The sequence below is a fragment of the Verrucosispora sp. NA02020 genome (assembly GCF_013364215.1).
Classification (GTDB): Bacteria; Actinomycetota; Actinomycetes; order Mycobacteriales; family Micromonosporaceae; genus Micromonospora.
The window spans coordinates 3,495,006-3,518,074 of record NZ_CP054923.1 but is presented as its reverse complement, the minus strand read 5'-3'; the positions used below and the strand labels follow the sequence as shown (position 1 = coordinate 3,518,074).

General features: G+C 72.3%; 15 protein-coding genes. 9 read left to right on the top strand and 6 right to left on the bottom strand.

The window, feature by feature from the left end; all coding sequences use genetic code 11:
* Positions 1-60: 60 nt before the first annotated feature.
* Positions 61-1,692 carry a hypothetical protein gene (locus tag HUT12_RS15265; RefSeq protein ID WP_131052441.1) on the top strand — a complete coding sequence of 544 codons (1,632 nt, stop codon included), beginning with the start codon at positions 61-63 and terminating at the stop codon, positions 1,690-1,692.
* A 42-nt stretch (positions 1,693-1,734) separates the two neighbouring features.
* Here the strand turns inward: HUT12_RS15265 and HUT12_RS15260 are convergent, their stop codons facing one another.
* Together HUT12_RS15260 and HUT12_RS15255 are read right to left on the bottom strand one after the other, a co-directional pair.
* Entirely contained in the window at positions 1,735-2,121 is a 387-nt protein-coding gene (locus HUT12_RS15260; RefSeq protein WP_131052442.1) for a hypothetical protein, read from the bottom strand.
* Between the two features lie 94 nt (positions 2,122-2,215).
* Entirely contained in the window at positions 2,216-2,998 is a 783-nt protein-coding gene (locus tag HUT12_RS15255; RefSeq protein ID WP_176093804.1) for an alpha/beta fold hydrolase, read from the bottom strand.
* Positions 2,999-3,125: 127 nt separating this feature from the next.
* Here HUT12_RS15255 and HUT12_RS15250 point away from each other — a divergent pair, with 127 nt between their 5' ends.
* A complete protein-coding gene (locus HUT12_RS15250) occupies positions 3,126-5,558 on the top strand; it encodes a glycogen debranching N-terminal domain-containing protein (RefSeq protein WP_176093803.1) in 2,433 nt (810 codons plus the stop codon).
* Between the two features lie 53 nt (positions 5,559-5,611).
* On the opposite strand, the gene HUT12_RS15245 is transcribed toward HUT12_RS15250, so the two are convergent.
* The gene (locus HUT12_RS15245) at positions 5,612-6,601 is read right to left on the bottom strand and encodes a bile acid:sodium symporter family protein (RefSeq protein ID WP_131052445.1); all 990 of its coding nucleotides are present in this window, start codon (positions 6,599-6,601) and stop codon (positions 5,612-5,614) included.
* Between the two features lie 135 nt (positions 6,602-6,736).
* Here HUT12_RS15245 and HUT12_RS15240 point away from each other — a divergent pair, with 135 nt between their 5' ends.
* Positions 6,737-7,597, top strand: a complete 861-nt coding sequence (locus tag HUT12_RS15240; protein ID WP_131052446.1) for a LysR substrate-binding domain-containing protein — start codon at positions 6,737-6,739, stop codon at positions 7,595-7,597.
* 91 nt (positions 7,598-7,688) lie between these two features.
* Positions 7,689-9,146: a pentapeptide repeat-containing protein gene (locus HUT12_RS15235; protein ID WP_131052447.1), complete on the top strand. Its 1,458-nt coding sequence runs from the start codon at positions 7,689-7,691 to the stop codon at positions 9,144-9,146.
* A 51-nt stretch (positions 9,147-9,197) separates the two neighbouring features.
* Here HUT12_RS15235 and HUT12_RS15230 read toward each other — a convergent pair whose 3' ends face one another.
* From HUT12_RS15230 to HUT12_RS15220, 3 genes are all read right to left on the bottom strand, one after another.
* Complete coding sequence (locus HUT12_RS15230) at positions 9,198-10,316, bottom strand: sorbosone dehydrogenase family protein (protein WP_162854340.1); 1,119 nt, start codon at positions 10,314-10,316, stop codon at positions 9,198-9,200.
* A 107-nt stretch (positions 10,317-10,423) separates the two neighbouring features.
* Positions 10,424-11,470 carry an NAD(P)-dependent alcohol dehydrogenase gene (locus tag HUT12_RS15225; protein WP_131052448.1) on the bottom strand — a complete coding sequence of 349 codons (1,047 nt, stop codon included), beginning with the start codon at positions 11,468-11,470 and terminating at the stop codon, positions 10,424-10,426.
* A 198-nt stretch (positions 11,471-11,668) separates the two neighbouring features.
* Positions 11,669-12,628 carry a TIGR03557 family F420-dependent LLM class oxidoreductase gene (locus tag HUT12_RS15220; protein WP_176093802.1) on the bottom strand — a complete coding sequence of 320 codons (960 nt, stop codon included), beginning with the start codon at positions 12,626-12,628 and terminating at the stop codon, positions 11,669-11,671.
* Positions 12,629-13,098: 470 nt separating this feature from the next.
* Here HUT12_RS15220 and HUT12_RS15215 point away from each other — a divergent pair, with 470 nt between their 5' ends.
* From HUT12_RS15215 to HUT12_RS15195, 5 genes are all read left to right on the top strand, one after another.
* Complete coding sequence (locus HUT12_RS15215) at positions 13,099-14,295, top strand: M14 family zinc carboxypeptidase (protein ID WP_236145656.1); 1,197 nt, start codon at positions 13,099-13,101, stop codon at positions 14,293-14,295.
* Between the two features lie 237 nt (positions 14,296-14,532).
* Positions 14,533-15,810: a DUF4407 domain-containing protein gene (locus HUT12_RS15210; RefSeq protein ID WP_131052450.1), complete on the top strand. Its 1,278-nt coding sequence runs from the start codon at positions 14,533-14,535 to the stop codon at positions 15,808-15,810.
* A gap of 33 nt (positions 15,811-15,843) precedes the next feature.
* Entirely contained in the window at positions 15,844-18,456 is a 2,613-nt protein-coding gene (locus HUT12_RS15205) for a dynamin family protein (RefSeq protein ID WP_176093801.1), read from the top strand.
* A complete protein-coding gene (locus tag HUT12_RS15200; RefSeq protein ID WP_176093800.1) occupies positions 18,453-21,866 on the top strand; it encodes a hypothetical protein in 3,414 nt (1,137 codons plus the stop codon). Before HUT12_RS15205 ends, HUT12_RS15200 begins: the two co-directional genes overlap by 4 nt.
* Positions 21,866-23,038, top strand: coding sequence for a hypothetical protein (locus tag HUT12_RS15195; protein WP_176093799.1), 1,173 nt, complete (start codon positions 21,866-21,868; stop codon positions 23,036-23,038). The genes HUT12_RS15200 and HUT12_RS15195 overlap by 1 nt, the downstream gene beginning before the upstream one ends.
* Positions 23,039-23,069 lie beyond the last annotated feature (31 nt).

Here is a 23,069-nt window from a genome sequence, read left to right as displayed (position 1 = left end):
GCCCGACACGACGGCCGTTCCCGGTGGAGTCTGCCAGGGAGGAGACGGCGGGGAGGCAGGATGCGGCAGCGCAGACGGGCGGGACTGCTGCTGCTCACCGCCGTGCCGCCGACCGTCGAGGCCACCGTCCTGGTCGCCCTGGGCTTCGTCGCCGCCACCGGGCTCGCACCGCAGACCTCGGCCGTCTGGCCGTACGACACCTACCACGACCTGCGGTGGCTGTACGTCTACCACGAGTCCTGGCCGAAGTTCCTGTTCTGGTTCGGCGTGCTGGTGGTGGCGCGGGGCGTGTTCCACACCGTGCTGGTGGTGCTCGCCTGGCCGGACGGGGTGCCCCGCCCGCCGGTGCGGTGGCTGCTGCGGCGCAGCCTGGGGCTGGCCCTGCTGGTGGCGGTGATCGTGGCGCCGTGGGCGTTGATCTCGGTGGCCGCGTCGGTGGTGGCGCTCTCCTGGGTGCTGCTGGCCTCCCTGCTACCGATGTTCCTGCTGGCACCGTTCCTGCAACGGGCCGCCGTGGTCGGTCCCTGGTGGCGCGGACTGCCGTCGCTGTCCCTGGTCGGCTGGTCGCTGCTGAACTTCGTGGTGCTGACCATGGCCGGTGCGCTCTGCTGGAGCGTGCCGGGCTGGTGGACCGTGCCGGTGGCCGCCACGGCAGGCATCGTGAACGGGCTGCTCTGGGACCGGACGGTGCACGCCGCCCTGAGCGCGCACCGCATCCGGTTGGCGTGGCTGCCGGCGACCCCGGTCGCGGCCGTACTCGCCCTGGCGGTGCCGCTGCTCATCCCGCCGCTGATGCACGCGGTGCCGGGCAAGAACCTCCAGGCCGAGACGATGGTGCTGGACCATCCGCTGCCGCCGGAGGTCCCGCAGGCGATCATCGTCCTCGCCGGCTACGGCTCCGCGTACGGCGGCGAGGCGCCGGTCGACGACCGCGTCGAGCGGTTCTCCTACCGGGGGCTGGACCCGGACGGCACACCCCTGCCGTACGCGCCACGCGACACCACGATCTCGGTGGCGCAGAGCGCACGGCTGCTCGGCGAGCAGGTGCAGCGGCTGCACAGGCGTACCGGTCGGCCGATCGCGCTGCTCGGTGAGAGTGAGGGGGCCATGGTCGCCCGCACCTACCTCCAGGAGGGCGCCCATCCGGCGGTCGACGCGCTGGCGATGTTCAGCCCACTGATCAACGCGGGGCGCGCCTACTATCCGCCACCGCACCAGGACCGGGGCTGGGGTGTGGTCACCGGGTGGCAGTTGCGTCTCATGTTCGGCGTACTGCACAAGGGCGGTGGTGCCGGCACCGGTCCGGACGAGCCGTTCATCCGGTCCCTGGTCGACAACGCGCCGTTCTACCGCAACCAGCTCATGTGCCCGGTGCCCGGCGTACGGATCGTCGCCTTCGTCCCCACCAGCACCGCCGCCGAGGCGCCACCCGGCGACTACGCCGACATCCCGGTGTTCCAGATGCCCGGCGTCCACGGCGGCCTGCTCGACCGCGCGCTGGTCGAGGAACGGCTGGTCGCCTTCCTCTCCGGCGAGTCGATCGAGCAGGAGCGCGACGAGTATCCGCTGCTCCAGCGGCTCGGCGCCGCGTGGCAGGCACCGCCGTTGGCCATCGCGGCCAACCCGGCCTGGGCGGCGTTCCAGCAGCCGGACCCCGCGTTCACCGGCAAGGTCTGCCTGCCGACCCGCTGACCCGGTCGCGGCCGGCACCGCCTTCACCGGGTCGCGCGCGGTTCAGGGGGCCGGCGAGGCGCGGTGCAGGAGGATCAGCCTGGCGGCGGCCAACGCCGGTCCGAGCACCAGCACCGTCTGCACCGGGTGGTAGGTGAAGAGGAACAGGTGCAGCACGACGAAGACCGCGACGGCGGCCAGCGCGAGCAGCCCCGACCAGCGACGGCCCAGGGGTACGAGCGCCCCGGCCAGGGCGACACCCACCCCGGCGGCCAGCCGCAGCCAGACCCACCCGGTGATGTCGTGCCGGTGGACGACGCCGTCGCCGAACGAGACGTACCGGTCGCCGGTCAGGTCGGCGCCGGCCGCCACCGCGTCGAAGATCCCGGCCGCGCCGAGCAGCACCCCCGCCAACAGCAACGCCCGTGCGCGTACCTCGCCCCTCGTCACCACTCCCCCGTCGTCCGTCGACCCGACGGCGGCCCGTGGTGCCGCCGGCCGGTCGGCGCGTTCCGCTCCGGCGCCCGCCGAGTGTCCGGCGCGTTCAGCGGGTGATCTCCAGATAGCGGTCGATCATCGCGTTCACCTGTTCCGGAACCTCCAGTTGCACGAAGTGCCCGGAGCCGGCGGTCTGCCCGATGTGCGACTCGGGGACGAGTCGGGTGAGGTGGGCGTAGTCGGAGAAGGGCTGGTCGGTGCCGACCATCAGCAGCGGCCGGGCCCAGGTGGTCAGCGCCGCCACGTCGCCGCCCTGCCGCACGTACGCGGCCAGTCCGGCGATCGGCTCGTAGGCGATCTCGGTGGAGGGTCGGCCCATCGCCCGGACCACCCGCTCCACCAGGCGCGGCTCGGAGTAGGGCCGGAAGTACGAACGGACGATCTGCTCCCGGGCCGCGCCCGACGTGTCGTCGCGCAGTGATTCGGCCACCTCGCCGATCGCGTCGGCGGCCCCGGGCGGCCCGGCCACCGCGGAGTCCAGCATCACCAGGCCGGTGAACCGACTCCGGTCGGCGGCTGCGGCGGCCAACGACCAGACCCCGCCGAGGCTGTGCCCGATCACCGTGACCCGGCGCAGGTCCAGCGCCTCGGCCAGGGCGCGCAGGTGACCGCCCATCTGGTCGACGCCGTACCCGTCGGGCGAGGGCTGACTGTCGCCGTGGCCGGGCATGTCGACGGCGATCACCCGGGCCGGCCGGGCGGCCAGGTGACGGGCCACCGGTTCCAGGTACGTGTGGTCGCCGCACCAGCCGTGGACGAGCAGGAACGTGCCGCCCCGCCCGGGCCCGTACGTGTGGTAGCGCACTCCTGCCGCGACCCGTCCGTCCACCGTCGCACCTCCCCGGACTGATGTGCCCCGTACTTCCACTGAAGCACGACCCCACACCAGAAGACAATTATATGTTGTATGTCCGATTTACCGCGTTGCCGACACGGCAGTGGACGGGGAGGGGCAGGTGGACGGAGTGCTCGACAGCTTCTTCGCGAGCCTGGCCGAGACTCCGCCCGGCCGCCTGCCCACCACACCCACCGGGGTGCTCCGCTTCGACTTCGACGGGCACGACACCTGGTTCGTCGCGCTCGCCGACGGCCGCGCCCGGGCGTACCGGGACGGCACCGACGCCGACTGCCGGGTGGAGATGAGCCGGGCCTCGTTCGAGCGTCTCCTCGCCGGCCGCGACCACTTCGTCTCCATGCTGTTCCGGGGAGTGCTATCGGTCGGGGGCGACCTCGCCCTGATGCACCTCTTCCGCCGACTGCTGCCGGTGGCCGCCAACAGCGTCGCCGTCGAGCCGGCCACACCGGGTACGACCTTCGCCGAACCCGGTCTGGTCGGACTCCAGCAGGCCACCCGCATCTTCGCGGGCAGCCTGTTCATGATCAGCGAAGCCAACGGGAACGTCGGGACTACGCCGACCACCCCGATGGGCCTCTACTTCTTCGACACCCGGTTCCTGTCCACCTGGGACCTGACCCTCGACGGGGAGCAACTCTCGGTGCTCTCCCACGACGCGGTGAACACCTGGGAGTCCCGGTTCGGGCTGGTGCCCGGCGAGCCCACCCACTACGTCAGCGCGACCACCTCGGTCATGCGGCGACGCCAGGTGGACAAGGAGTTCCAGGAGGAGATCACCCTGCTCAACCACGCGCCCGCACCGGTGCGGTACACCATGCGGCTGGCGGTCGCCGCGGACTTCGCCGAAGTCCCCGAGGTCCGCAGCGGGCTGCGCCGGGACCGACCGGTGGTCGCCCTGGTGGAGCAGGACACGCTGCGGCTGCACTACAAGCGGGAGAGCCTGCACCGGGAGACGGTGGTCACGGCGAGCGAACCGGCCCGGATCGACGAGGACGGGCTGACCTTCACCGTCACGGTCGACGCGAAGAGCACCTGGAGCACCCGGCTGCGGGTACTCACCCTCGTCCGCGACCTGCACAGCCGCGACCTGCGGGAACGGCTGAACAGTTCCACCGGGCGCTCCGACAGGCGGGTCCTGACCGACATCGCCCGGTTGACCGCGTCGGCACCCCGACTGCGTGCCGACTACGAGCCGTTGCAGCACGCGTACGAGCGGTCCGTGCGCGACCTCGCCGCACTGCACTATCCCGGCCTCAACTACCTCGACGGCCTGCCCGCCACCGGCCTGCCCTGGTCGATGACCCTGCTGGTCCGGGAGAGCCTGATCAGCAGCTTCCAGGCGCTGCCCTTCCTGCCGGAACGGGCGGCCCGGACCCTGCGCATCCTGGCGCTGACCCAGGGCGCACGGGACGACCCGTTCCGGGGCGAGCAGCCGGGCAAGATCGTCCAGGAGTGCCGGTACGGCGACTCGGCAGCCTTCAACGACACCCCCGAGTCGGCCAACTTCACCGCCGTCGACACCACCGCCCTCTTCGTCATCCTGCTCGACGAGTACGAGCGGTGGACCGGCGACGCCGACCTGGTCCGTGGGTACGAGTACGAGGTGCGGGCGGCCATCGCCTGGCTCGACGGCCCCGCCGACCCGCAGCGGACCGGTTACGTCTGGGCCGGTTGCCAGACCAGCCGCACCGAGGAGGTGGGCGGCACCTGGCGCAGTTCGGCGCACGCGATCTGCTTCGCCGACGGCCGTCCGGCCGGATTCCCGCAGGCGACCTGCGAGGTCCAGGGCTACACCTACGACGCCAAACGGCGGGCCGCCCGGATGGCGCGCCTGTTCTGGCAGGACCTGGAGTGGGCCGACCGGCTGGAACGCGAGGCCGCCGAGTTGCAGGACCGCTTCGACCGGGATTTCTGGCTGCCCGACCGGGGGCACTACGCGGTGGCGCTCTCCGCCGACGGTCGACCCGTGGACGGGCTGGCCTCGAACATGGGCCACCTGCTCTGGAGCGACATGGTCCCGATGTCGCGGCGCGACGACGTGGTGCGGCACCTGTTCGGTCCCGGCCTCTGGTCGGGCTGGGGCATCCGCACCGTCGCCGAGGACGAACCCGGCTACAACCCGCTCGGTCGCCACACCGGTGCGGTCTGGCCCTGGGACAACTCGATGATCGCCTGGGGACTGTGTCGGGCCGGGTTCCGGGCCGAGGCGGCGCGCATCGCCGAGGGCATGCTGGAGGCGAGCCGCTACTTCGACGGCCGGTTGCCCGCGTACCTCACCGGCTACGACCGGGCCGCCACCAAGGTCCCGGTGCCGTACGGGCTCGCCGACAGCCCGTACGCCCCGTCCAGCGGTACGCCCCTGATGGTGCTGCGTACGCTGCTCGGCCTGGAGCCGTACGCGAACCACCTGGCGGTGGAGGCCGGGGTGCCGGAGGAGATGGGCCAGATCGAGCTGCTCGACATCCCGGGTCGGTGGGGGTACACCGACGCGCTGGGGCGGGGCCGTCCGTTCCGTGCCCGCCGTACGCCCTGAGGTGTAAGGAGGGGACCCTTCCTATACACGAGGCGTTAGTAGGGGGCCCTTCCTTACACGCGGTCGGCGGGGGTTGGGGGGTGCCGGTCGGCCCAGCGGCGGGCGATGGCGGCACAGACGACCAGTTGGATCTGGTGATAGATCATCAGGGGCAGCACCAGCAGGCCGAGCGCCTCGGGCTGCACCAGCACGGCCGCCATCGGCAGACCGGTGGCCAGGCTCTTCTTGGCCCCGCAGAACAGGATCGTGACCCGGTCTGGCCGGTCGAAGCGGAGCACCCGGCCACCGGCGTACAGCAGCCCGAGCACCAGCGCGAGCAGCCCGGTGACGACGGCGATCAGGACGGCCAGCCGCCCGGGTGAGACCTCGTCCCAGACCCCGGCCACCACGCCGGCACTGAAGGCCGAGTAGACCACCAGCAGGATCGCGCCCCGGTCGACCCGGCCGGTCAGGGCTCGGTGCCGCTCGATCCAGCCGGCGGTCCAGCGGCGGGAGAGTTGCCCCGCCACGAACGGCACCAGCAGTTGCAGCACCACCGTGCCGATCGAGCCGGCGCTGACCCGTACCTCGCCGGAGCCCTGGAGCAGCAGGGTGACCAGCAGCGGGGTGAGCGCGATGCCGGCGATGTTGGAGAAGGAGGCGGTGAAGACCGCCGCCGGCACGTTGCCCCGGGCGATGGCGGTGAACGCGATCGAGGTCTGCACCGTGGACGGCACGGCGCAGAGGAAGAGCAGACCCTGGTACAGCTCGGGGGTCAGCACCGCCGGTCGCAGCGGCGCGGCGGCGAGCCCGAGCAGCGGGAAGAGCACGAACGTGGCGAGCAGCACCACCACGTGCAGCCGCCAGTGCCGGGCACCGTCGAGCGCCGCCCTCGGGGCGATCTTGGCACCGTGCAGGAAGAAGAGCAACGCCACCGCGAGCGCAGCCGCCACCCGCCCCACCTCGGCGGCCGTGCCGCGCAACGGGAGGAGGGCGGCCAGCGCCACGGTGCCGAACAGTGCCGCGATGAACGGGTCGATCGGCAGCCGACGCGGCCAGCGCATCGCCTCTCCTCTCCGGTCGCTCCTGCTCTGCGCCGCCTCGGGGGCGGCTGCCCGACCATTGTCGGCCCGGATGGATCAGTGGGAAAGGCGATCATCGCGCTGACTGCCATCACGGACCGTGATAGCTTCTCCCGGGTGTACGACCCTGTTCAGCTACGCAGCTTCCTGGCGGTGGCACAGGCGCTGAGCTTCACCCGGGCGGCGGCCCGGTTGGGCCTGCGCCAGTCCACGGTCAGTCAGCACGTGCGGCGGCTGGAGGACGAGACCGGGCGACCGCTGTTCGTGCGGGACACCCACAGCGTCGGCCTCACCGTCGACGGCGAGGCGATGGTGACCTTCGCCCGCGACATCCTGGACGCGGGCGACCGGGCCCGGCGACACTTCGCCACCGGGCCGGTACGCGGCCGGCTTCGGCTCGGCGTCTCCGACGACCTGATCTCCACCCACCTGCCCCGGGTCCTGCGCGACTTCCGGCACCGGCATCCGCTGGTGCACCTGGAGCTGACCGTCGACCTGAGCGGCACCCTGCACCACCGGCTCGACGCGCAGCAGTTGGACGTGGTCTTCGCCAAGCGCCTCGCCGGGCAGGAGCGGGGTCGGCTGGTCTGGCGGGACCGGCTGATCTGGCTGGCCGCACCCGACCATCGGCTCGCCCCGGACGAAGCGGTGCCCCTGGTCGCGTACCCGCCGCCCAGCATCTCCCGGGCGCAGGCCCTGGACGCGCTCGGCGCGGCGGGTCGGGCCTGGCAGCTCGCCTGCACCAGCACCAGCCTCGGCGGGCTGGTGGCGGCGACCCGTGCCGGTCTCGGGCTGATGGCCCACTCGGCCGAACTGGTCCCGCCCGGGTTGGTGCCGGCCCCGGCCGGGCACCGGCTGCCGCCGCTGGGCGAGGTGGAGTTCGTCCTGCTGCACCGCGAGAGCGCGCCCGCCGACACGGTGGCCGCCCTGGCCGAGGCGATCCTGACCGCCGGGGCCCGGACCACTCCCACGTCCTGAGCGCCGCCACAGCGGACGGCCCCGCCGGCCGGATGCGGACGGGGCCCATCGGCCATGATCATGACGGGCGTCGCCGTACTAGGCTCGCGCCGTGGACGACACCCCGACGGCGTACCGCGAGGCGGTGCGGCGACTCACCACCACGGCGCCCGGCGCGCGCTACGCGGCGGCGCAGGCCCTGATCGCCCTCGGCGCGACCGACTCCGAGCGGCGGCAGCCGATCACCGACACGATCTGCGCGTGGCTGCGTGACACACCCGCGCCGGACGGCGTCGACACCGAGGAACGTCGCGCGGCGCTGCGCCTGCTCACCGACCGGTTGCGCGGCGCCGGTCCGGCCCCGCGCACCCCGCCCTGGGACGGGATCAGCGTGGACCTGTCCGGCGCGACGCTGCACGACGCCGACTTCCGCGCCTGCCGGCTGCGGGCGGTCCGGTTCGCCGACACCCGGTTCCACGGGGCCACCGCCTTCGAGGGCGCCACCGTCGACCGCGACGCGTCGTTCCCGCGCGCGGTCTTCGCCGACGACGCCACCTTCACCGGCATGCGGGTCACCGGCGACGCCGGTTTCGGCCGGACCCGGTTCCGGGGACGGACGGACTTCACCGGCGCGGTGTTCGCCGGCATGGCCTGGTTCGGCCGGGGCGCCGAGACCTGGTGGGAGGAGGACGAGGCGTGGGACACGGTGGACGAGATCGCCCCGGCGCCGTGGGACGAGCCGAACGAGGACGACCCACACTGGCCGGTCGCGGTCCTGGTGGAGGATTACCAGGACTGGGCGGAGGGTGGCGACGGCGCGCGGTTCGTCGGGGACGTGTCGTTCCGGAACGTACGCTTCGACGGCCCCGCCTGGTTCCACCACGCCCGGTTCGGGGCCCGGGCCACCTTCGCCGGTGCCCGGTTCGCCGGGCGGAGCCACCTCACCCACCCCGGCGGTGACCTGACCGGCGCCCACTGGGCCGGCGGCACCGACGACGGCGAGTCGGAGTGGCCGTTCGGCTGGACGGTCGACGCCGCAGGCGGTCCCCTGACGCCGGACGCCTCGGTCGGGCCGTACACGCGGCAGTTGGCCGATGCCGACCCGGTGGTCCGCGCGGCCGGGCTGCGGATCCTGGCCCGCCTCGGCGACGACCGGCCCGAGCTGCGGCAACGCGTCGCCACGGCGCTCTGCGCCTTCCTCCGGGTGCCCGTCCCGTTCCCGCTGGACGCCTCGCACCGTACCGCCGGCCAGGACGCCCTGCTGCGGGAACGGCGGCTGGCGCAGCGGTTGCTCGCCGACCGGCTACGGCCCGGTCCGGGACAGTGGCGCGGTGTGCACCTGTGGCTCTGCGGCGCCACCCTGGTCGACCTCGACCTGCGCGGCGGCGAGGCCGGACACGTCGACTTCACCGGCGCCCAGTTCCACGGCACCACCCGACTCGACGGCAGCCGCTTCGACCGCGTGTCGTTCAGCCTGGACGGGCCGTCGGGCCGCGCCGTCTTCCACGGTGACGTGGTGTTCGGCACCACGCCGCCGAAGCACGTGGTCCTGCACGGCGCGGTGGCCTGACACCCGCCGGCGGGCCCGACGGTGTCACCGTCCGGCCCGCCGGGTCACGGGTCAGCGGGCCGGGAAGCGCAGCACCCGGTCGTCGCCGTCGCGGACGTCGCCCCGCCCGTCGGTGTTGGAGGTGGTGACCCAGAGCGCCCCGTCCGGGGCCACCTGCACGGTGCGCAGCCGCCCGTACCCGTCGAGACGCGCGGACGGCTCACCGAGCCGGTCACCGTCGAGTGGTACGACCCAGAGCCGCTCGCCGCGCAGCGCCGCGACGTAGGCGTTCCCGCCGGTGATCGCCATGCCGGACGGCGACGCCTCCCGGGTGGACCAGGTGATCAGCGGGTTGGTGTAGCGTCCGCCCGCCGTGTCGCCCTCGCCCTCGACCTCGGGCCAGCCGTAGTTGCGTCCGGCCTCGATCAGGTTGACCTCGTCGACGTCGTTCTGGCCGAACTCGGTGGCGAAGAGCCGTCCCTCCGGGTCCCAGGCCAGGCCCTGCACGTTGCGGTGCCCCAGGCTGTAGACCGGGGAGCCGGCGGTCGGGTTGCCGGGTGCCGGTTCGCCCTCCGGCGTGAGCCGCAGGATCTTGCCGGCCGGGCTGGCCGGGTCCTGGGAGCTGCCGGTGTCCCCGGCGTCGCCGGTGCCGACGTAGAGCATGCCGTCGGGGCCGAAGGCGATGCGTCCGCCGTTGTGGAAGCTGGCCTTGGGGATGCCGGAGAACACCACCTCCGGCTGACCGCCGTCGAGCCGGAACCGCACGATGCGGTTGTCGTCGGCGGCGGTGAAGTAGGCGTAGACCAGGTCGTCGTCGGCGAAGTCCGGCGACACGGCGAGCCCGAGGAGTCCGCCCTCGCCACCGGCGGTCACGCCGGGCACCGTGGTGACCTCGCCGGGTGTGCCGCCGCCCGGGGAGATCCGCAGGACCCGCCCGGTGTTGCGCTCGGCGACCAGCGCGTCTCCGCCGGGCAGGAACGCCAGCCCCCACGGCACGTCGATGCCCCGGGCCAACTCCTCCCCCGCGTCGAGGTCGGGCGCCGCCGACGGGGAACTGCTCGCCGTACTGGTGGCCACCGGGCCCGGATCCGGGCCGGGGCCGGTGGCGTCGGTGTCGCCGTTGCCGCACGCGGCGGTCCCGGCCACCAGCAGTACGGCCAGGGCCGATCCGGCCCACATTCGGTATCGCATTCGTCTCCTTCGGCAGTCTCCTGCGTCGTCCCGGTCCCGCGAGCAGCGAACCAGGTGGCGGCGAAAATTAGGGAAAAGGCGGGCCGAGGGGCGTCGGCCTCCCCGGCTCAGGCCGCCAGGGTGGAGATGTCGATGACGAACCGGTAGCGCACGTCGGCGGCGAGGACCCGCTCCCAGGCATCGTTGACCTGCGCGGCGTCGATGACCTCGACCTCGGGTGCGATCCCCCGCTCGGCGCAGAGGTCGAGCATCTCCTGGGTCTCCCGGATGCCGCCGATGGTGGACCCGGCCAGCGACCGCCGGTTGTCGAAGAGCGTGAACATCCGGACCGGCATCGGCTCCGGCGGCGCGCCGACCGTGACCAGCGTGCCGTCCAGGGCGAGCAGGTTCAGGTAGTCCTCCAGGTCGATCTGCGCGCTCACCGTGTTGACGATCAGGTCGAAGCCGTACCGCAGCCGGGTGAAGGTCTCCGGGTCGTTCGTGGCGTGGTAGTGGGCGGCGCCGAGGCGAAGCCCGTCGGCGCGCTTGTTCAGCGTCTGGGACAGCACGGTCACCTCCGCGCCCATCGCGGCGGCGAGCTGGACCGCCATGTGACCGAGACCGCCGAGGCCGACCACCGCGACCCGGCTGCCGGGCCCGGCCTTCCAGTGCCGCAGCGGCGAGTACGTGGTGATGCCGGCGCAGAGCAGAGGCGCTGCCTTCTCGAACGGGATCGCCTCGGGGATCCGCAGCACGAAGTGCTCGTCCACCACGATGTGCGTCGAGTAACCACCCTGGGTGACCGTGCCGTCCCGGTCGGTGGCGTTGTAGGTGTCGGTGAACCCGCGCAGGCAGTACTGCTCCTGACCGGCCTGGCAGTTGGCGCACTCCCGGCACGAGTCGACCATGCAGCCGACCCCGACCCGGTCACCCACGGCGTGCCGGGTCACCTCGGCACCGACCTCGGTGACGACGCCGACGATCTCGTGCCCGACGGTCAGCGGATACGGCACGGTGCCCCAGTCGCCGCGCACGGTGTGGATGTCGGAGTGGCAGATCCCCGACCAGGCGATCTGGATCAGCACGTCGCGCGGCCCCACCTCCCGCCGACGGATCTGGCCCGGCGCGAGGGGCGCGGACGCGGACGTGGCGGTGTAGGCGCTGACGAGGGTCACAGCTCTCCCAGGTGGGGTGGTCGACGGTGCCGCGTACGGGGTGGCCGAGGGCGGCTCGATCGAGCCTAGCCGCGCCTGCTGACCGGAGCCGGACACGACGACGCGCCGCGACACCCCGCGACGAGGCGGGTACGCGGCGTGTGGTGCTGCGACGGACGGTCGAGGGGGTGCGACGGTCGGCCGAGGATGCTGCGGCGGTCAGCCCAGGGTGCGCAGGCGCTCGGCCAGGACGTCGCGGAAGAAGTCGAGGAACCCGTCCGGATCCGGTCCGGCGTTCTGCAGCACGATGTGGTCGAAGCCGGCGTCGACGTAGGTGCGGACCGCCTGGACGTACGTCTCCGGGTCGGGGCCGACGGCGAACTGCGCGCGGATGTCGTCGTGGGTGACGGTCCGCGCGGCGGCCTCGAAGTTGACCGGGTTCGGCAGTTCGCTCATCACCTTCCAGCCGGTGACCGCCCAGCGGCTGGTCTCCCAGGCCGCCCGCACCGCCTGCTCCTCGTCAGTGGCCCAGGCCATCGGGACCTCCGCGTAGCGCGGCCCCTGACCACCCATCCGCTGGTAGTTCCGCACCAGGTCGGCCACCGGCTCGGTGGCGAACAGACCGTCACCCAACTCGGCGGCGATGGCCACCGACACGGCCCCGCTGGCGGCGACGGCGATGACCGGCGGACGGTCCGGCAGGTCGAACACCCGCGCGTCCTCCAGGTGCAGGTGCTTGCCCTCGTACGAGTGGTAGCCGCCGGACCAGAGCAGCCGGATGATGTCCAGCGCCTCCCGCAGCCGTTCGTGCCGCCCGCGTGCGCTGGGGAACCCCTGGCCGACGACGTGCTCGTTGAGTCGCTCACCGGCACCGACGCCGAGCGTGAACCGGTTGTCCGAGATGATCGCGAGGGTGGCGGCGGCCTGCGCGATGATCGCCGGGTGGTAGCGCACCGTCGGGCAGGTCACGCCGGTGGCCAGACCGATCCGGTCGGTGCGCGCGGCGACGGCACCGAGCACTGTCCAGGTGAACGAGGAGTGGCCCTGGCCGTCCAGCCACGGGTGGAAGTGGTCGCTCATCTCGACGAAGTCGAACCCGACCTCCTCGGCCCGGACCGCCTGCCGGATGATCTCCTTCGGCCCGAAGCCCTCACTGGCCAGCTTGTACCCGATCCTCATCGACTCCCCCGACCTCCGACCGTGCGCCTGGTGACCACTGTCGCACTGTCCGACCGACCGGACGGCGGAATCGGGACACACCTCGGACGCCGACGGCCGGCTCCGTCGGCCGGCGCGGTGGCTGCGACACCTGTCGAGGCACCGTGAACGATTACGGGGAAATGGTCCTACGATTGTCGGGCCTTCGTCCGACAATTGTCGAAACGCCTCCCCAGCGTCCGCATCCGGGCGCGCGAAAATAGTCGGTCGCGCGTTCCCGGAACGACCGAACGGTCTCCTTCTGAGGATTTACTGAGATTCCCCGACCACGCTCGGAGAACCCTCCCGAGAATCGACCGGAACGCTGTCAGGAAATCGCTTCCGACATTCGGCTGCAAACGGTGGCTGATCCCTCTTCGATGCATTGCTAGCGGCCCTGGCCTGTGCTTAGGTGACGGACTAGATCCACCCGATCACTGTGGAGGACATTCATGAGCCCAACCATGCCGGCATCACCGACGCGTCGGGTAAAGCGTTCTGTCGCGATCGCCGCCGCACTCCTCATCGGCGCTCCCGGCGCCGTGGTGGCACTCACCGGTCCGGCGGTCGCCCAACCCCTCGAATCGCACTGCGGAAACGAGACCGGCAACAAGTCGGTCCAGGGCTTCATCAGCCACGAGGAACTCCGTCGGAGCCTTCGGCAGATCGAGCACACCAGCAACGGCAAGGTCCGTGTCGACGTGGCCGGGCACTCGAATCACGGTCGCGAGATCTGGACCGCGCGGGTCGGTGAGGGCGACCGGGTCGTCCTGATCCAGAGCCAGATCCACGGCAACGAGATGCACGGTACGGCCGCCGTGCTCGACGCCCTGCGGACGCTCGGCAACAACTCGAAGCGGTCCCAGGAGATCCGCAAGGCGGTCACCGTGGTGGCCATCCCCAAGCTCAACCCGGACGGCAGTGAGCTGGACACCCGGCAGAACGCCCGCACGTGGGCCGATGTCGTCGCCGACTTCCCGCAGTTGTCCGACGCCCGGACCGCCTGGAACTACAACACCCGGGTCGGCGGGTTCGACGTGAACCGCGACTTCAACCCCGACCTCGACTACGTGCCCCGGCCCGCCGACTTCCCGGGCAACAGCGCCTCCGTCGGCTGGTTCATCACCCCGGAGGCCCAGGCCGCCCGGGACGTCTACCGCGCGCTGGAGCGGGAGTTCGGCACCGTCGACGTCTTCGCCGACCTGCACAACCAGGCCGCCTGCTACACCGGCGTGGGGATGGACGACTACACCACCCTCTCCATCTCCGGACGCTTCATCACCGACCCGGCCCAGCACGGCACCTGGCCCAAGTTCGACTACGACGCGTCGCGCCGGGTGAACGTCGCGGTCTACGACGCGCTCCAGTCCGGCAACTCCCCGCAGAGCAAGGTCACGCTCTACCCGCAGAACACGAACCTGCCCGGCACCGCGCTGGGTTCGTTCGCGCTGCGCGGCAGCGCCACCATCCTGTTCGAGACGCGCGGCCAGACCCAGTCCTGGGGCCAGAAGCAGCACGGCATGCTGACCAAGCAGGTCGAGGACGGACTCTTCGGCATCGTCGACTCGATCACCGACGGCACCCTGGACGACATCGACCCCGCGCGGTACGACCTGATCCCCGCCCGGATGAACGTCCCGCGGAGCTGACCCCGCGACCACCATCGTCGCCCCGGCCCCGCTACGGCCGGGGCGACGCCGTTTCCCGGCGGGGTTCCGCCGTCCCGCGTCCACGCCGCGGCGGCCTCGCCGACCACGAGCGCCGGCACGTGAAGAGACCGCACATCCCGCCTTCTGATCGGGACTGCGCACCGGCCCGGCCCGGACACTGTCCGTTGCCGGTACAGGCCGGTGCGGTGCAGGCCCGTCGTGGGGAGTGGCGCGGTCATGGTGACGAGATGGCGCAACAGATGGCGGCGCGGCCGGTTCGGCCCGGACAGCGCCGACGCGCTGCGGACGGCGACGAGTGCCGCACCGCCGCCCACGGGGGCCACTCCGCCGGGCCGAGCGGCCGGACGTAACCCGTTCACCCGACTGTTCCTGTGGTGCGCGGGGGTCGACCGCACCCTCGTCGAGACCCGGTCGGAACGGTACCGCTACGTCGGCATCGGCGTGTTCATCGTGCTGATCGCGACCCTGTCGGCGGTGATGTTCGCCCTGTTCGGGTCCGTGATCCGGGGCGGGTTCACCGTCGCGTTGATCCCGTTCGCCGTCGGCTGGGGTGTGCTGATCTTCTGGGCCGACCGCTCGATCATGGCCGAGCCGAACTACGGCGACCTCCGTCACGTCGACGCCGGATCCGGCACGCGGCGCGCCGGCTGGTGGTCGCACGGTCGGCAGGTGTCGCAGTACGGCTTCCGGGTGGTCATCGCCATCGGTGCCGCCTTCCTGGTCACCGAGGCCGTCCTGCTGCTGCTCTTCCAGTCCGAGATCCGCCGCGAGCTGGACCGCAGCCACACCGACCAGGTAGCGGTGGCGCAGCGGGTCGACTCCCGGGGCGAGACCGCCGAGATCGCCGCGCTGCGGTCCGAGAAGCGGGCGAACGACGACCGGGTCACGGCAGCCGAGCAGGCGGTCACCGAGGCGGCGGATGCCCTGGCCGGCGAGGCGGACGGGTCCAGCGGCAGCGGACGGCCCGGCTTCGGCCAGGTAGCCGCGCAACGTGAGACGGAGCTACGGCGACTGCGCAAGGTCGCCCGGCAGACCCGCGATGAGGTCGCCACCGCCAACGCCGTCCTCGACGAGCGCATCGAAAAGCTGCAGAGCGACCGGCAGAGCAGGATCGACGCGAGCGTCGCGGCGATCACCGGCGACCGCGGGTGGATCACCCAGGAGCGGGCGTTGCACCGGTTCCTCCAGGCCAACCGCGACAACCTGCTGGTATTGGCGATCCCCTGGGTCCTGCGGGTGACGCTGCTCGCCATCGACCTGCTGCCGGTCTCGCTCAAGCTGCTCGCCCCGCCGACCCTCTACGACCGCCGTGTCCGGGCACAGGCCGAACTGTCGGCGTATCGCACCAGGCGCTGGTTGGAGGCGGGTCGCGACTCCGTCGACCAGCTCGCCGATCTCGACCAGGTCCGCGCCAACACCCTCTACGACCTCGCCCGCGAGGAGGAGAACTACCGCAAGTCCACCCGCCTGGGTCACCTCAGGAACGGCGGCTGACCAGCCCGACCCATCCCCGAAGCGGAGATGCCGATGTCACACTCCACACAGGACCTGATCGACGGGTACAGACGCTGGGCCGAGCGGGTACGCGCGCAGACGCAGGCCGCCAGCCCGCCCGCCGAACTCGTGGACCTGCGCAAGGACCTGGTCGCCCAGACCTACGAGCTGGAGAACGCCTGCCTCGCACCGGTGACCATCGGCGTGGTGGGCGAGTACAGCGCCGGGAAGTCCCTTCTGCTGGGCACCCTGCTCGGCCGTCCGGAGCTGCTGCCGGTCTCGACGGAGGCGACGACCGGCAACGTCACGGCCGTACGACTCGGCGCCGGGCCACCCGGCTCACCGGTGGAGGTGACGTCCGCCTCGGTGAGCCTGCTGTCGGCGGCACAGGTGTCGGCCGGCGCCGTCTTCGTCCTCAACAAGATCTGCAACACGGTCGCCGAGACCAACCTGCCCGTCGACGTGTCGACGCTGCGCGAGTACCACCCGGTGCGGGACGGCTGGACGACCTTCGAGAAGTGGTGCCGCAGGTACGTCTGGCCGGAGCGTCCCGACAGCGGCCTCCCCGAGTCCAGCCTCCTGGCCATCCGGGACTCGGCATGGGAGCTGCTGCGTATCCGTGACGCCCTGGACCGGGCCGGGGAGCTGGTGCACCCGACGAACGCGGGGGCGTCGCGGCCGCTGCACCTGGACGCGTACGCCGAGGGGCTGACCATCGGCGGCTCGCGCAGACCACCGACGTCCTATCCGGTCCGTCCACCGGCGATCCCCCTCTCGGCGCACACCGAGCTGACCGCCACGGTGCTCCGGGAGATCTTTCCCCTGCTGGGGCGGATCACCCTCCAGGTCTCGGTGCCGGCGGACCGCTGGCCGGTCGACCGGCTGGCCGGCGTGCAGGAGGTCGAGTTCCTCGACTTCCCCGGCCTCAACGCGCGCGGCGCCGCCCGCGACGACTTCCTCTCGGCCGCCCTGCTTCGCGACACTCACACCATCCTCATCACCGTGCGGGCGGAACGGCCCGGCACCGAGGTCGCCACGAAGTTCCTGGCGCTGCTGGCCGGGCACGGACGCAGCAAGGCCGAGCTGGCCGATTCGGTGCTCGTGGTGGCCACCATGTTCGACCTGCTCACCCCGCCGGCCGTGCCCGCCGGGACACTCACGATCGACCGGCTCGCCCACGCCGACGCCGGCTTCCGGGACCTGGCCCGCACCGGGTACGAGCTGACCGGCCAGCGCCCGGACCGGATCGCCCTGGCCAGCCTGCTGCACGCGATCGACGTGCATCGGATGCCGTACCAGCCGGACCGGGAGCTGGCCGGGGTGCTCGCCGCCCACCGGACGGTCGTGCAGCAGCGGATGGCGGCCTGGCACGGGATCGGGGATGCGCTCTCCGCCGGGGACAGCGGCGCGCCACTGGCCCGGGCGGTCTGCGCCGCCGCCGAGGACGGCGGCGTCGAGGCGTTGCGGGCACTCGTCGCCCGGCACGTGACGGAGCACGGCGTACGGCTCAAGCTCGACGCCCTGCGTCGGCACACCGCGACGATGCACCAACTCGTCACGACCCTCCAGTGGCACGACGCCAGCACCTCCCGTCAGGCCGGTGACGACGTGGTGGGCGACCTGTTCCGGCTGCGCGACGAACTGCTCGCGGCGGAACAGGTCCTCGTCGGTGGTGCCGCGAAGCTGCGCCCCGGCACCGCCGACCCGGTGTGGCGACAGCATCTGGACGACTCCCTCGACCTGCTGCGGGTCTCCGTGGCCCGCACCGTGTTCGGCTGGCAGGGCTGGGACGAGACGCTCGACGCCACGCTGGACACCGGACGGGTGGTGGTCCCCGGCCACGCCGCCCGTGGACACGTCGTCGACGAGGACGACGACGAGGAGGACCGGCGTACCCACACCCCGCAGAGCGGGGGCGGCGGTGCCGAGCTGCTGACGAACACCGCCCAGTTGCGGCTACGCTTCGCCGGCTTCGTGGGCGATGCCACCCGGGAGGCGGGTCATCAGTTCCACCGGCTCACCGCCCTGTGGGTCGACGAGACGAGCAAGGCCCTGACCTCGGTCTGGAACGGGCCTGGCGACCCGTTCGACGAACCGGACCGGGCGGCGGCGCTCGCCGCGCTGGACCCGGACGGCGGGGCCAACCGGCGCACCTGGCTGCGCAGCTACACCCAGCTGCAATGGGTGGTCAAACGGATCCGTCGACGCTCCGAAGCGCTGGCGCAACCGGCGCCACTCGACGGCCCGGACGTGCCCGACCTGTTCCCGTTGCTGCCCGCCCAGCAACTGCCGTGGGCGACGGCACCCGGGCAGGCACCGGTGACCAGCCAGGACGAGGGGCAGGAACAGCACGTCGTCCGGCTGCTGCGGATGCGCCAGGAGGTTGCCGACGGCGTGCTGCGCATCGCCCAGCAACGCCTGTTCGACGCGCTCGTGGACCTGGCGAACCGGGTCCGGCGGGAGGTCACCGAGGTCCACCAGGAGATCCCCAAGGCGGTGTCGATAGAGCGGCTCGTCGCCGACGCCTCCGCCGACTGGCTCGGCGGGAACGCGCCGCCGGGCGGCACCACGACCGGCTCGGTGTGGCAGCGACTGCTCCGGGACTGGCCGACCGATCTGGATCCCACCCAGGAGGGGGAGGCATGACCGTCGAGATGGTCTTCGAGCCGGCGGCGGGCAGCCGTACCGCCGTGGTGGCACCCGACCGGTTCCGGCTGTACCTGCACCACGGGCGCTACCACCTGCCCCGGGTGGCGATCCGCGCCACGGACGGACCGGTGGAGGTGTGGGACGTCTTTCTCGCCGACGCCACACCGGCCACCGGGGCCCTCGGCCGCTACCTGGCCCGCAACTACCCGACGACGTCGTGGCGGGCCGTCACGGTGGGCGAGCCCCATGAGGTGTCCGCCCCGGTTCCGGTCTTCGAGTACCTGAACCTGCCCGGCGCGGCCGGTCGGCTGGAGTCCGTCCGGCTCACCTGGCGGGTGACCTTCGGCGGCGAGTCGGTGACCACCCGGGACTTCACCCTGCTGCTGGAGTTCGCGGCACCCGACGCCGAGCCCGGGACCGACACCCTCGCCGGGTCCGAGGGTCTGGGCAGCGGGGTGGCGGAGCAGCCGCTGCGGCAGCCGGTGACCGGGCACCAGGTGGCCAAGATGTTCGCCATCGACTTCGGCACCTCCAGCTCCACCATCACGATGGTGGACGACCAGAAGATCCAGGGCAGCGACCTCGACCCCGCGCAGGACGAAATGCTCCGCGCCGCCCTGGCGGAGCTGCTCCAGTCCGCGGGGCCGGACGACGGCGCGGCCCGACCGGCCTGGCTCGACCTGCGCGACAAGTGCCTGCGGCTGGTACGGGAACGGACCGCCGGCCTGCCGGGCTCCCAGGACCATCCGTTCACCGACGTCGACGAGCTGGTCCGGTTGCTCGACGACACCAGGGAGGGCGTCACCGAGTTCCGGGCCCGCGTGCGTGACCTGGTGATGACCGCGCTGAGGCCGGGTGCCACCAGCGATCTGCTGCTGAGCGCCTGGCTCGCGGGCCGCCTGCACCGGATCCTCGACGACGCCTTCTACACCCCGGCGCTGGCCACCTCGAAACTGATGAAGGTCGAGTTCGACCAGGTCGACAACCCGGACACCGTCTCCAGCACCGTGCACGTCATCGGCACCGACCCGGCGCCGGCCCGGGTCAGCCTGGTCCGGCCGACCGAGGACGAGAGAGGGTACGTCCGCTCGCTCCCCGGTCTCAAGCGCGCGTTGGGCCGGAGCCGGCCGCTGGCGCCCGACCTGGCACGCCTGCACTGGAAGCCCGCGCCCAGGACGCCGGCCAGCAGCGACTTCCTGGTGCTGCACGCCTACAACTGGCTCATCGACAGCGCCCTGCGCTTCGCGGCACGCACAGGTTCGGGGCAGCCGCTGGGGGTGGGCCACGTCGTCGTCACCTACCCGACGACCATGCCGCCGGCCCGCCGGGAACGGCTGCGCAGCCTGTTCCAGGACGACCTGCTGGTGCCGCTGCCGACCTTCACCTACGACGAGGGGGTCGCGGCGGGCATGTACTTCCTCATGCGTGAGCTGCGCGGCAGTCTGTCGGAGGGGATGGAACGGTTCCGCAGTCGCAGCCGTCCCGTCGACGTGGCCGGGCAGCGGATCTGGCGCCGGAACCTGCTGGTGGTCGACATCGGTGGCGGGACCACCGACATCGCCCTGCTCGCCCTCGACCTGGAGGACCGGACCCCGCCGGCCGCGAACGACCCGAGGGCGGGCTGCTCCTACCTGATCACCCCACGGGTACTCGGCTCCACCGGTCATCCGCAACTCGGCGGCGACCTGCTCACCCTGCGGGTCTTCTACTGGATCAAGGCGAGGTTGGCGGACGCGCTGGTGGAGAACCTGCCGGAGCAGGAGCGTCGGCGGATACAGGACACCTACCAGTGGCCCGGGGTCAGCCGTGCGGCCGACGGCAGCTACCAGCCGCTGGCCCCGATGGTGCTGGCGAACCAGACGCTCGACCCGGCCCCGTCGTCGGTCCGCCAGGCGTTGAGCGACCTGCTTCCGACCGACGCCGAGTCCGGCATCTCGACGTACGCCTTCACCGTGCTGTGGACGGAGGCGGAGACTGTCAAGATCGAGTTGGGTCGGCTGGCCGGGCCGGGCTCCGTCACCATCCTCGACACCCAGCTCGACCAGGTCCTCGCCGAGGTCCGCAGGAGCGGTGTCCCGTTGGTGAAGGCCGACGTGCGGGCGCCGTCGTTGGAACTGTCCAGTGCGGACTTCGTCCGCCTCGTCCGGCCGGTCGTGGTCAAGGCGGCCGACCTGGCGGCGGACATCGTCAACGTGCGCCTCCGCGGCGCCGACGCGGAACCGCTCGACCAGGTCTTCTTCTCCGGCCGGAGCGCCCAGATGCCGGTGGTACGCCAGATCGTCGGCGAGACGCTCGCCCGGCGGCTCAGCCAGCACGGCGCCACCGGGACCTGGGACCCGTCGGCGATGGCGGTGGAGACCACGAACGCCAAGCAGGCCGCCTCGCTCGGCGCCTGCTGGGCGGAGGAGCAACAGAACCTGCGCGGCACCGCCGAGGACGGCGCCGGGATCGTCGCCCAGCTCAACCGGGGCGGCAGCGCCGTGATGATCGACGTGAACAACATGTTCCTCTCCCTGCCGTGCCACTTCTTCCTGCGCGAACCCGACGGCGGCAGCGGTCTGCTGCTGCTGGAGGCGGGCACACCCTGCCGCTACAGCGACCGCAACGGCAACCTGGCCGCGCGCAGCCGCTGGTATCCGGTCCCCCGCAACCTGCGGGTACACCGCGACCTCGGTGCCCGCGAGTCCATCGAGTGGGGCGAGTTCCAGTTCCACCTGGCGACCCACGCACTGCGCCAGACCGGGCTGACGCTACCCGGCGAGCCCCCCGCCGACCTGTACTTCCAACTGCAGATCGACCAGGACCTCACCCCGACGGTCTTCCTGTGTGTGGGCGGCGCTCCCGACCACCTGCTGCACGAACCGGGGGTGAACATCCTGCCCCGACTCCGCGCGGGGGCCACCGGCCCGGACGGGACCATCGACCGGCTGCCGGTCGCGATCCACGTCGGGGCTCCGTCGACCCGTCACACCGAGCACCGGCCGGACGGCCCGGCCCTGGTCTTCCCCGCCGACCCGGACCAGTCGGCGTGGCAGCACCGGATGCACACCCTGCACCCGGACGAGCCGCCGGTACCCGGGATGGTCGGTGAACATCCGCTGCCGGCACCCGTGGACGTCGGCGACGGGCAGCGGCTGTGGCAGTTCGAGGGTGTCGACGCGGCGGGCGACACCGTCGCCCTGGCGCAGCTCGCGCCGCCCGACGGGCCGTACGACCCGGCGGTGCGCTACGTCGCCTCGCTGGACCGGCGAGGTTGGCTGCGGGTGCACCGCGGCTATCCGAGATACCTGACCACCACCCGGCTGACCGACATGCTCGGCCATCCCGGGGCCGTCTTCCACACGGCGATGAGCGAGGGAGAACCGATGTGGAACGAGAACTGGGACCCGTTCACCGGGAGGCACTGATGGATGCGGTCCACCTGGACGGCCGGTCGCTGGAGTCGGCGTTGTACACCCTCGCCCGGCGCGGCGGGCCCCGCGCCGAGCAGGCCCGGCGGGCCTTCGACGGTCTCGGCCGGGCGTTGGCTGCCGCCGCCCACTGGCCGCCGCCCGGTGACGACGACGACCGGGAGACCGGTCGGCTCATCGACGTCGTGCTCCACCACCTGTCGGCCGCCGTCGATCCGGCGTCGACCGTGGCTCGGCCGACCGTCGAGGCGACGCCCACCACGTCGATACCCACCGGCGCCGCCACGTCCACCGCCGACTCCGTGTCCGGCCGTGGACCGGCGCCGGGTCGGCCGGATCCGACGCTGCCCACGGCCGAGGTGGTCCCGCTCACGGAGATGTTCCTCGCCGACCGCGAGGTGGCCGCCTGGCGGGACGCCGCGCCGCCGTCCGACCCGGCCCACTGCTGGGAGTGGATGTGGTTGACCTGCCTCGCATTTCCCGAGCCGCACGCCACCGAGTGGCGGCGTCGCCTGGCACACCTGGGAGGTGCCGTCGTCGGGCCGCCGAGCGCGTTCGCGCCGGACCTGTCGACCGTGGGCGGCGAGGGACTGGACCTGTCCGGCACGGAACCGGACGCCGAGGTCTCCATGGTGCTGCACGGACGCGAGGACGACCTGGCGCGGCTGGTGACCGACGTGCTCAGCCTGGCGGGCAGTCACGCGTCGCTGGACCACAGTCTGCAACCGGACCGAGCGGGCAGGCACCGGTTGGACGACGAGGGGCAGCTGCGGCACTACCGGGAGCATCTGTGGCGCCGGCTGCGGGAGTACGCGGACGAACCCGACCAGTACGGCCGACTGCGCCGTCTGGTGCTGGTCGACGAGGCGGTGCGTTCCCTGTTCCCGCGCCCGCTGCCCGCGCCGGGCAGTTGGTGGCGGCAGTTCGCCGCGCGGTCCGACGCGCTGCTACGCCACCGTTTCGCGGACCACGACGCCGACATCGTCGTGCCCGCCGGCCCCTATCCGCCCACCTGGCCGCGGCATGGAGGTAAGTCGACCAGTCCGAATCAGGACATGAAGGTGGTGAGCGCGCCGACCAAACGTCGTCCCTCCGTGGAATGGGTGCTCCGGGTCGCCTACCGAGACGCCGACCACACACTGGCCGGTCGAGTGATCTACACAGAGTGAACGGGTTGCCGGCGTACCGTGAAAGATGATG

Coding starts and splice junctions, on each gene's coding strand:
- HUT12_RS15215 (WP_236145656.1), top strand. CDS start 13,099: ATGAGCCCAACCATGCCGGCATCACCGACGCGTCGGGTAAAGCGTTCT.
- HUT12_RS15210 (WP_131052450.1), top strand. CDS start 14,533: ATGGTGACGAGATGGCGCAACAGATGGCGGCGCGGCCGGTTCGGCCCG.
- HUT12_RS15220 (WP_176093802.1), bottom strand. CDS start 12,628: ATGAGGATCGGGTACAAGCTGGCCAGTGAGGGCTTCGGGCCGAAGGAG.
- HUT12_RS15200 (WP_176093800.1), top strand. CDS start 18,453: ATGACCGTCGAGATGGTCTTCGAGCCGGCGGCGGGCAGCCGTACCGCC.
- HUT12_RS15195 (WP_176093799.1), top strand. CDS start 21,866: ATGGATGCGGTCCACCTGGACGGCCGGTCGCTGGAGTCGGCGTTGTAC.
- HUT12_RS15205 (WP_176093801.1), top strand. CDS start 15,844: ATGTCACACTCCACACAGGACCTGATCGACGGGTACAGACGCTGGGCC.
- HUT12_RS15230 (WP_162854340.1), bottom strand. CDS start 10,316: ATGCGATACCGAATGTGGGCCGGATCGGCCCTGGCCGTACTGCTGGTG.
- HUT12_RS15265 (WP_131052441.1), top strand. CDS start 61: ATGCGGCAGCGCAGACGGGCGGGACTGCTGCTGCTCACCGCCGTGCCG.
- HUT12_RS15245 (WP_131052445.1), bottom strand. CDS start 6,601: ATGCGCTGGCCGCGTCGGCTGCCGATCGACCCGTTCATCGCGGCACTG.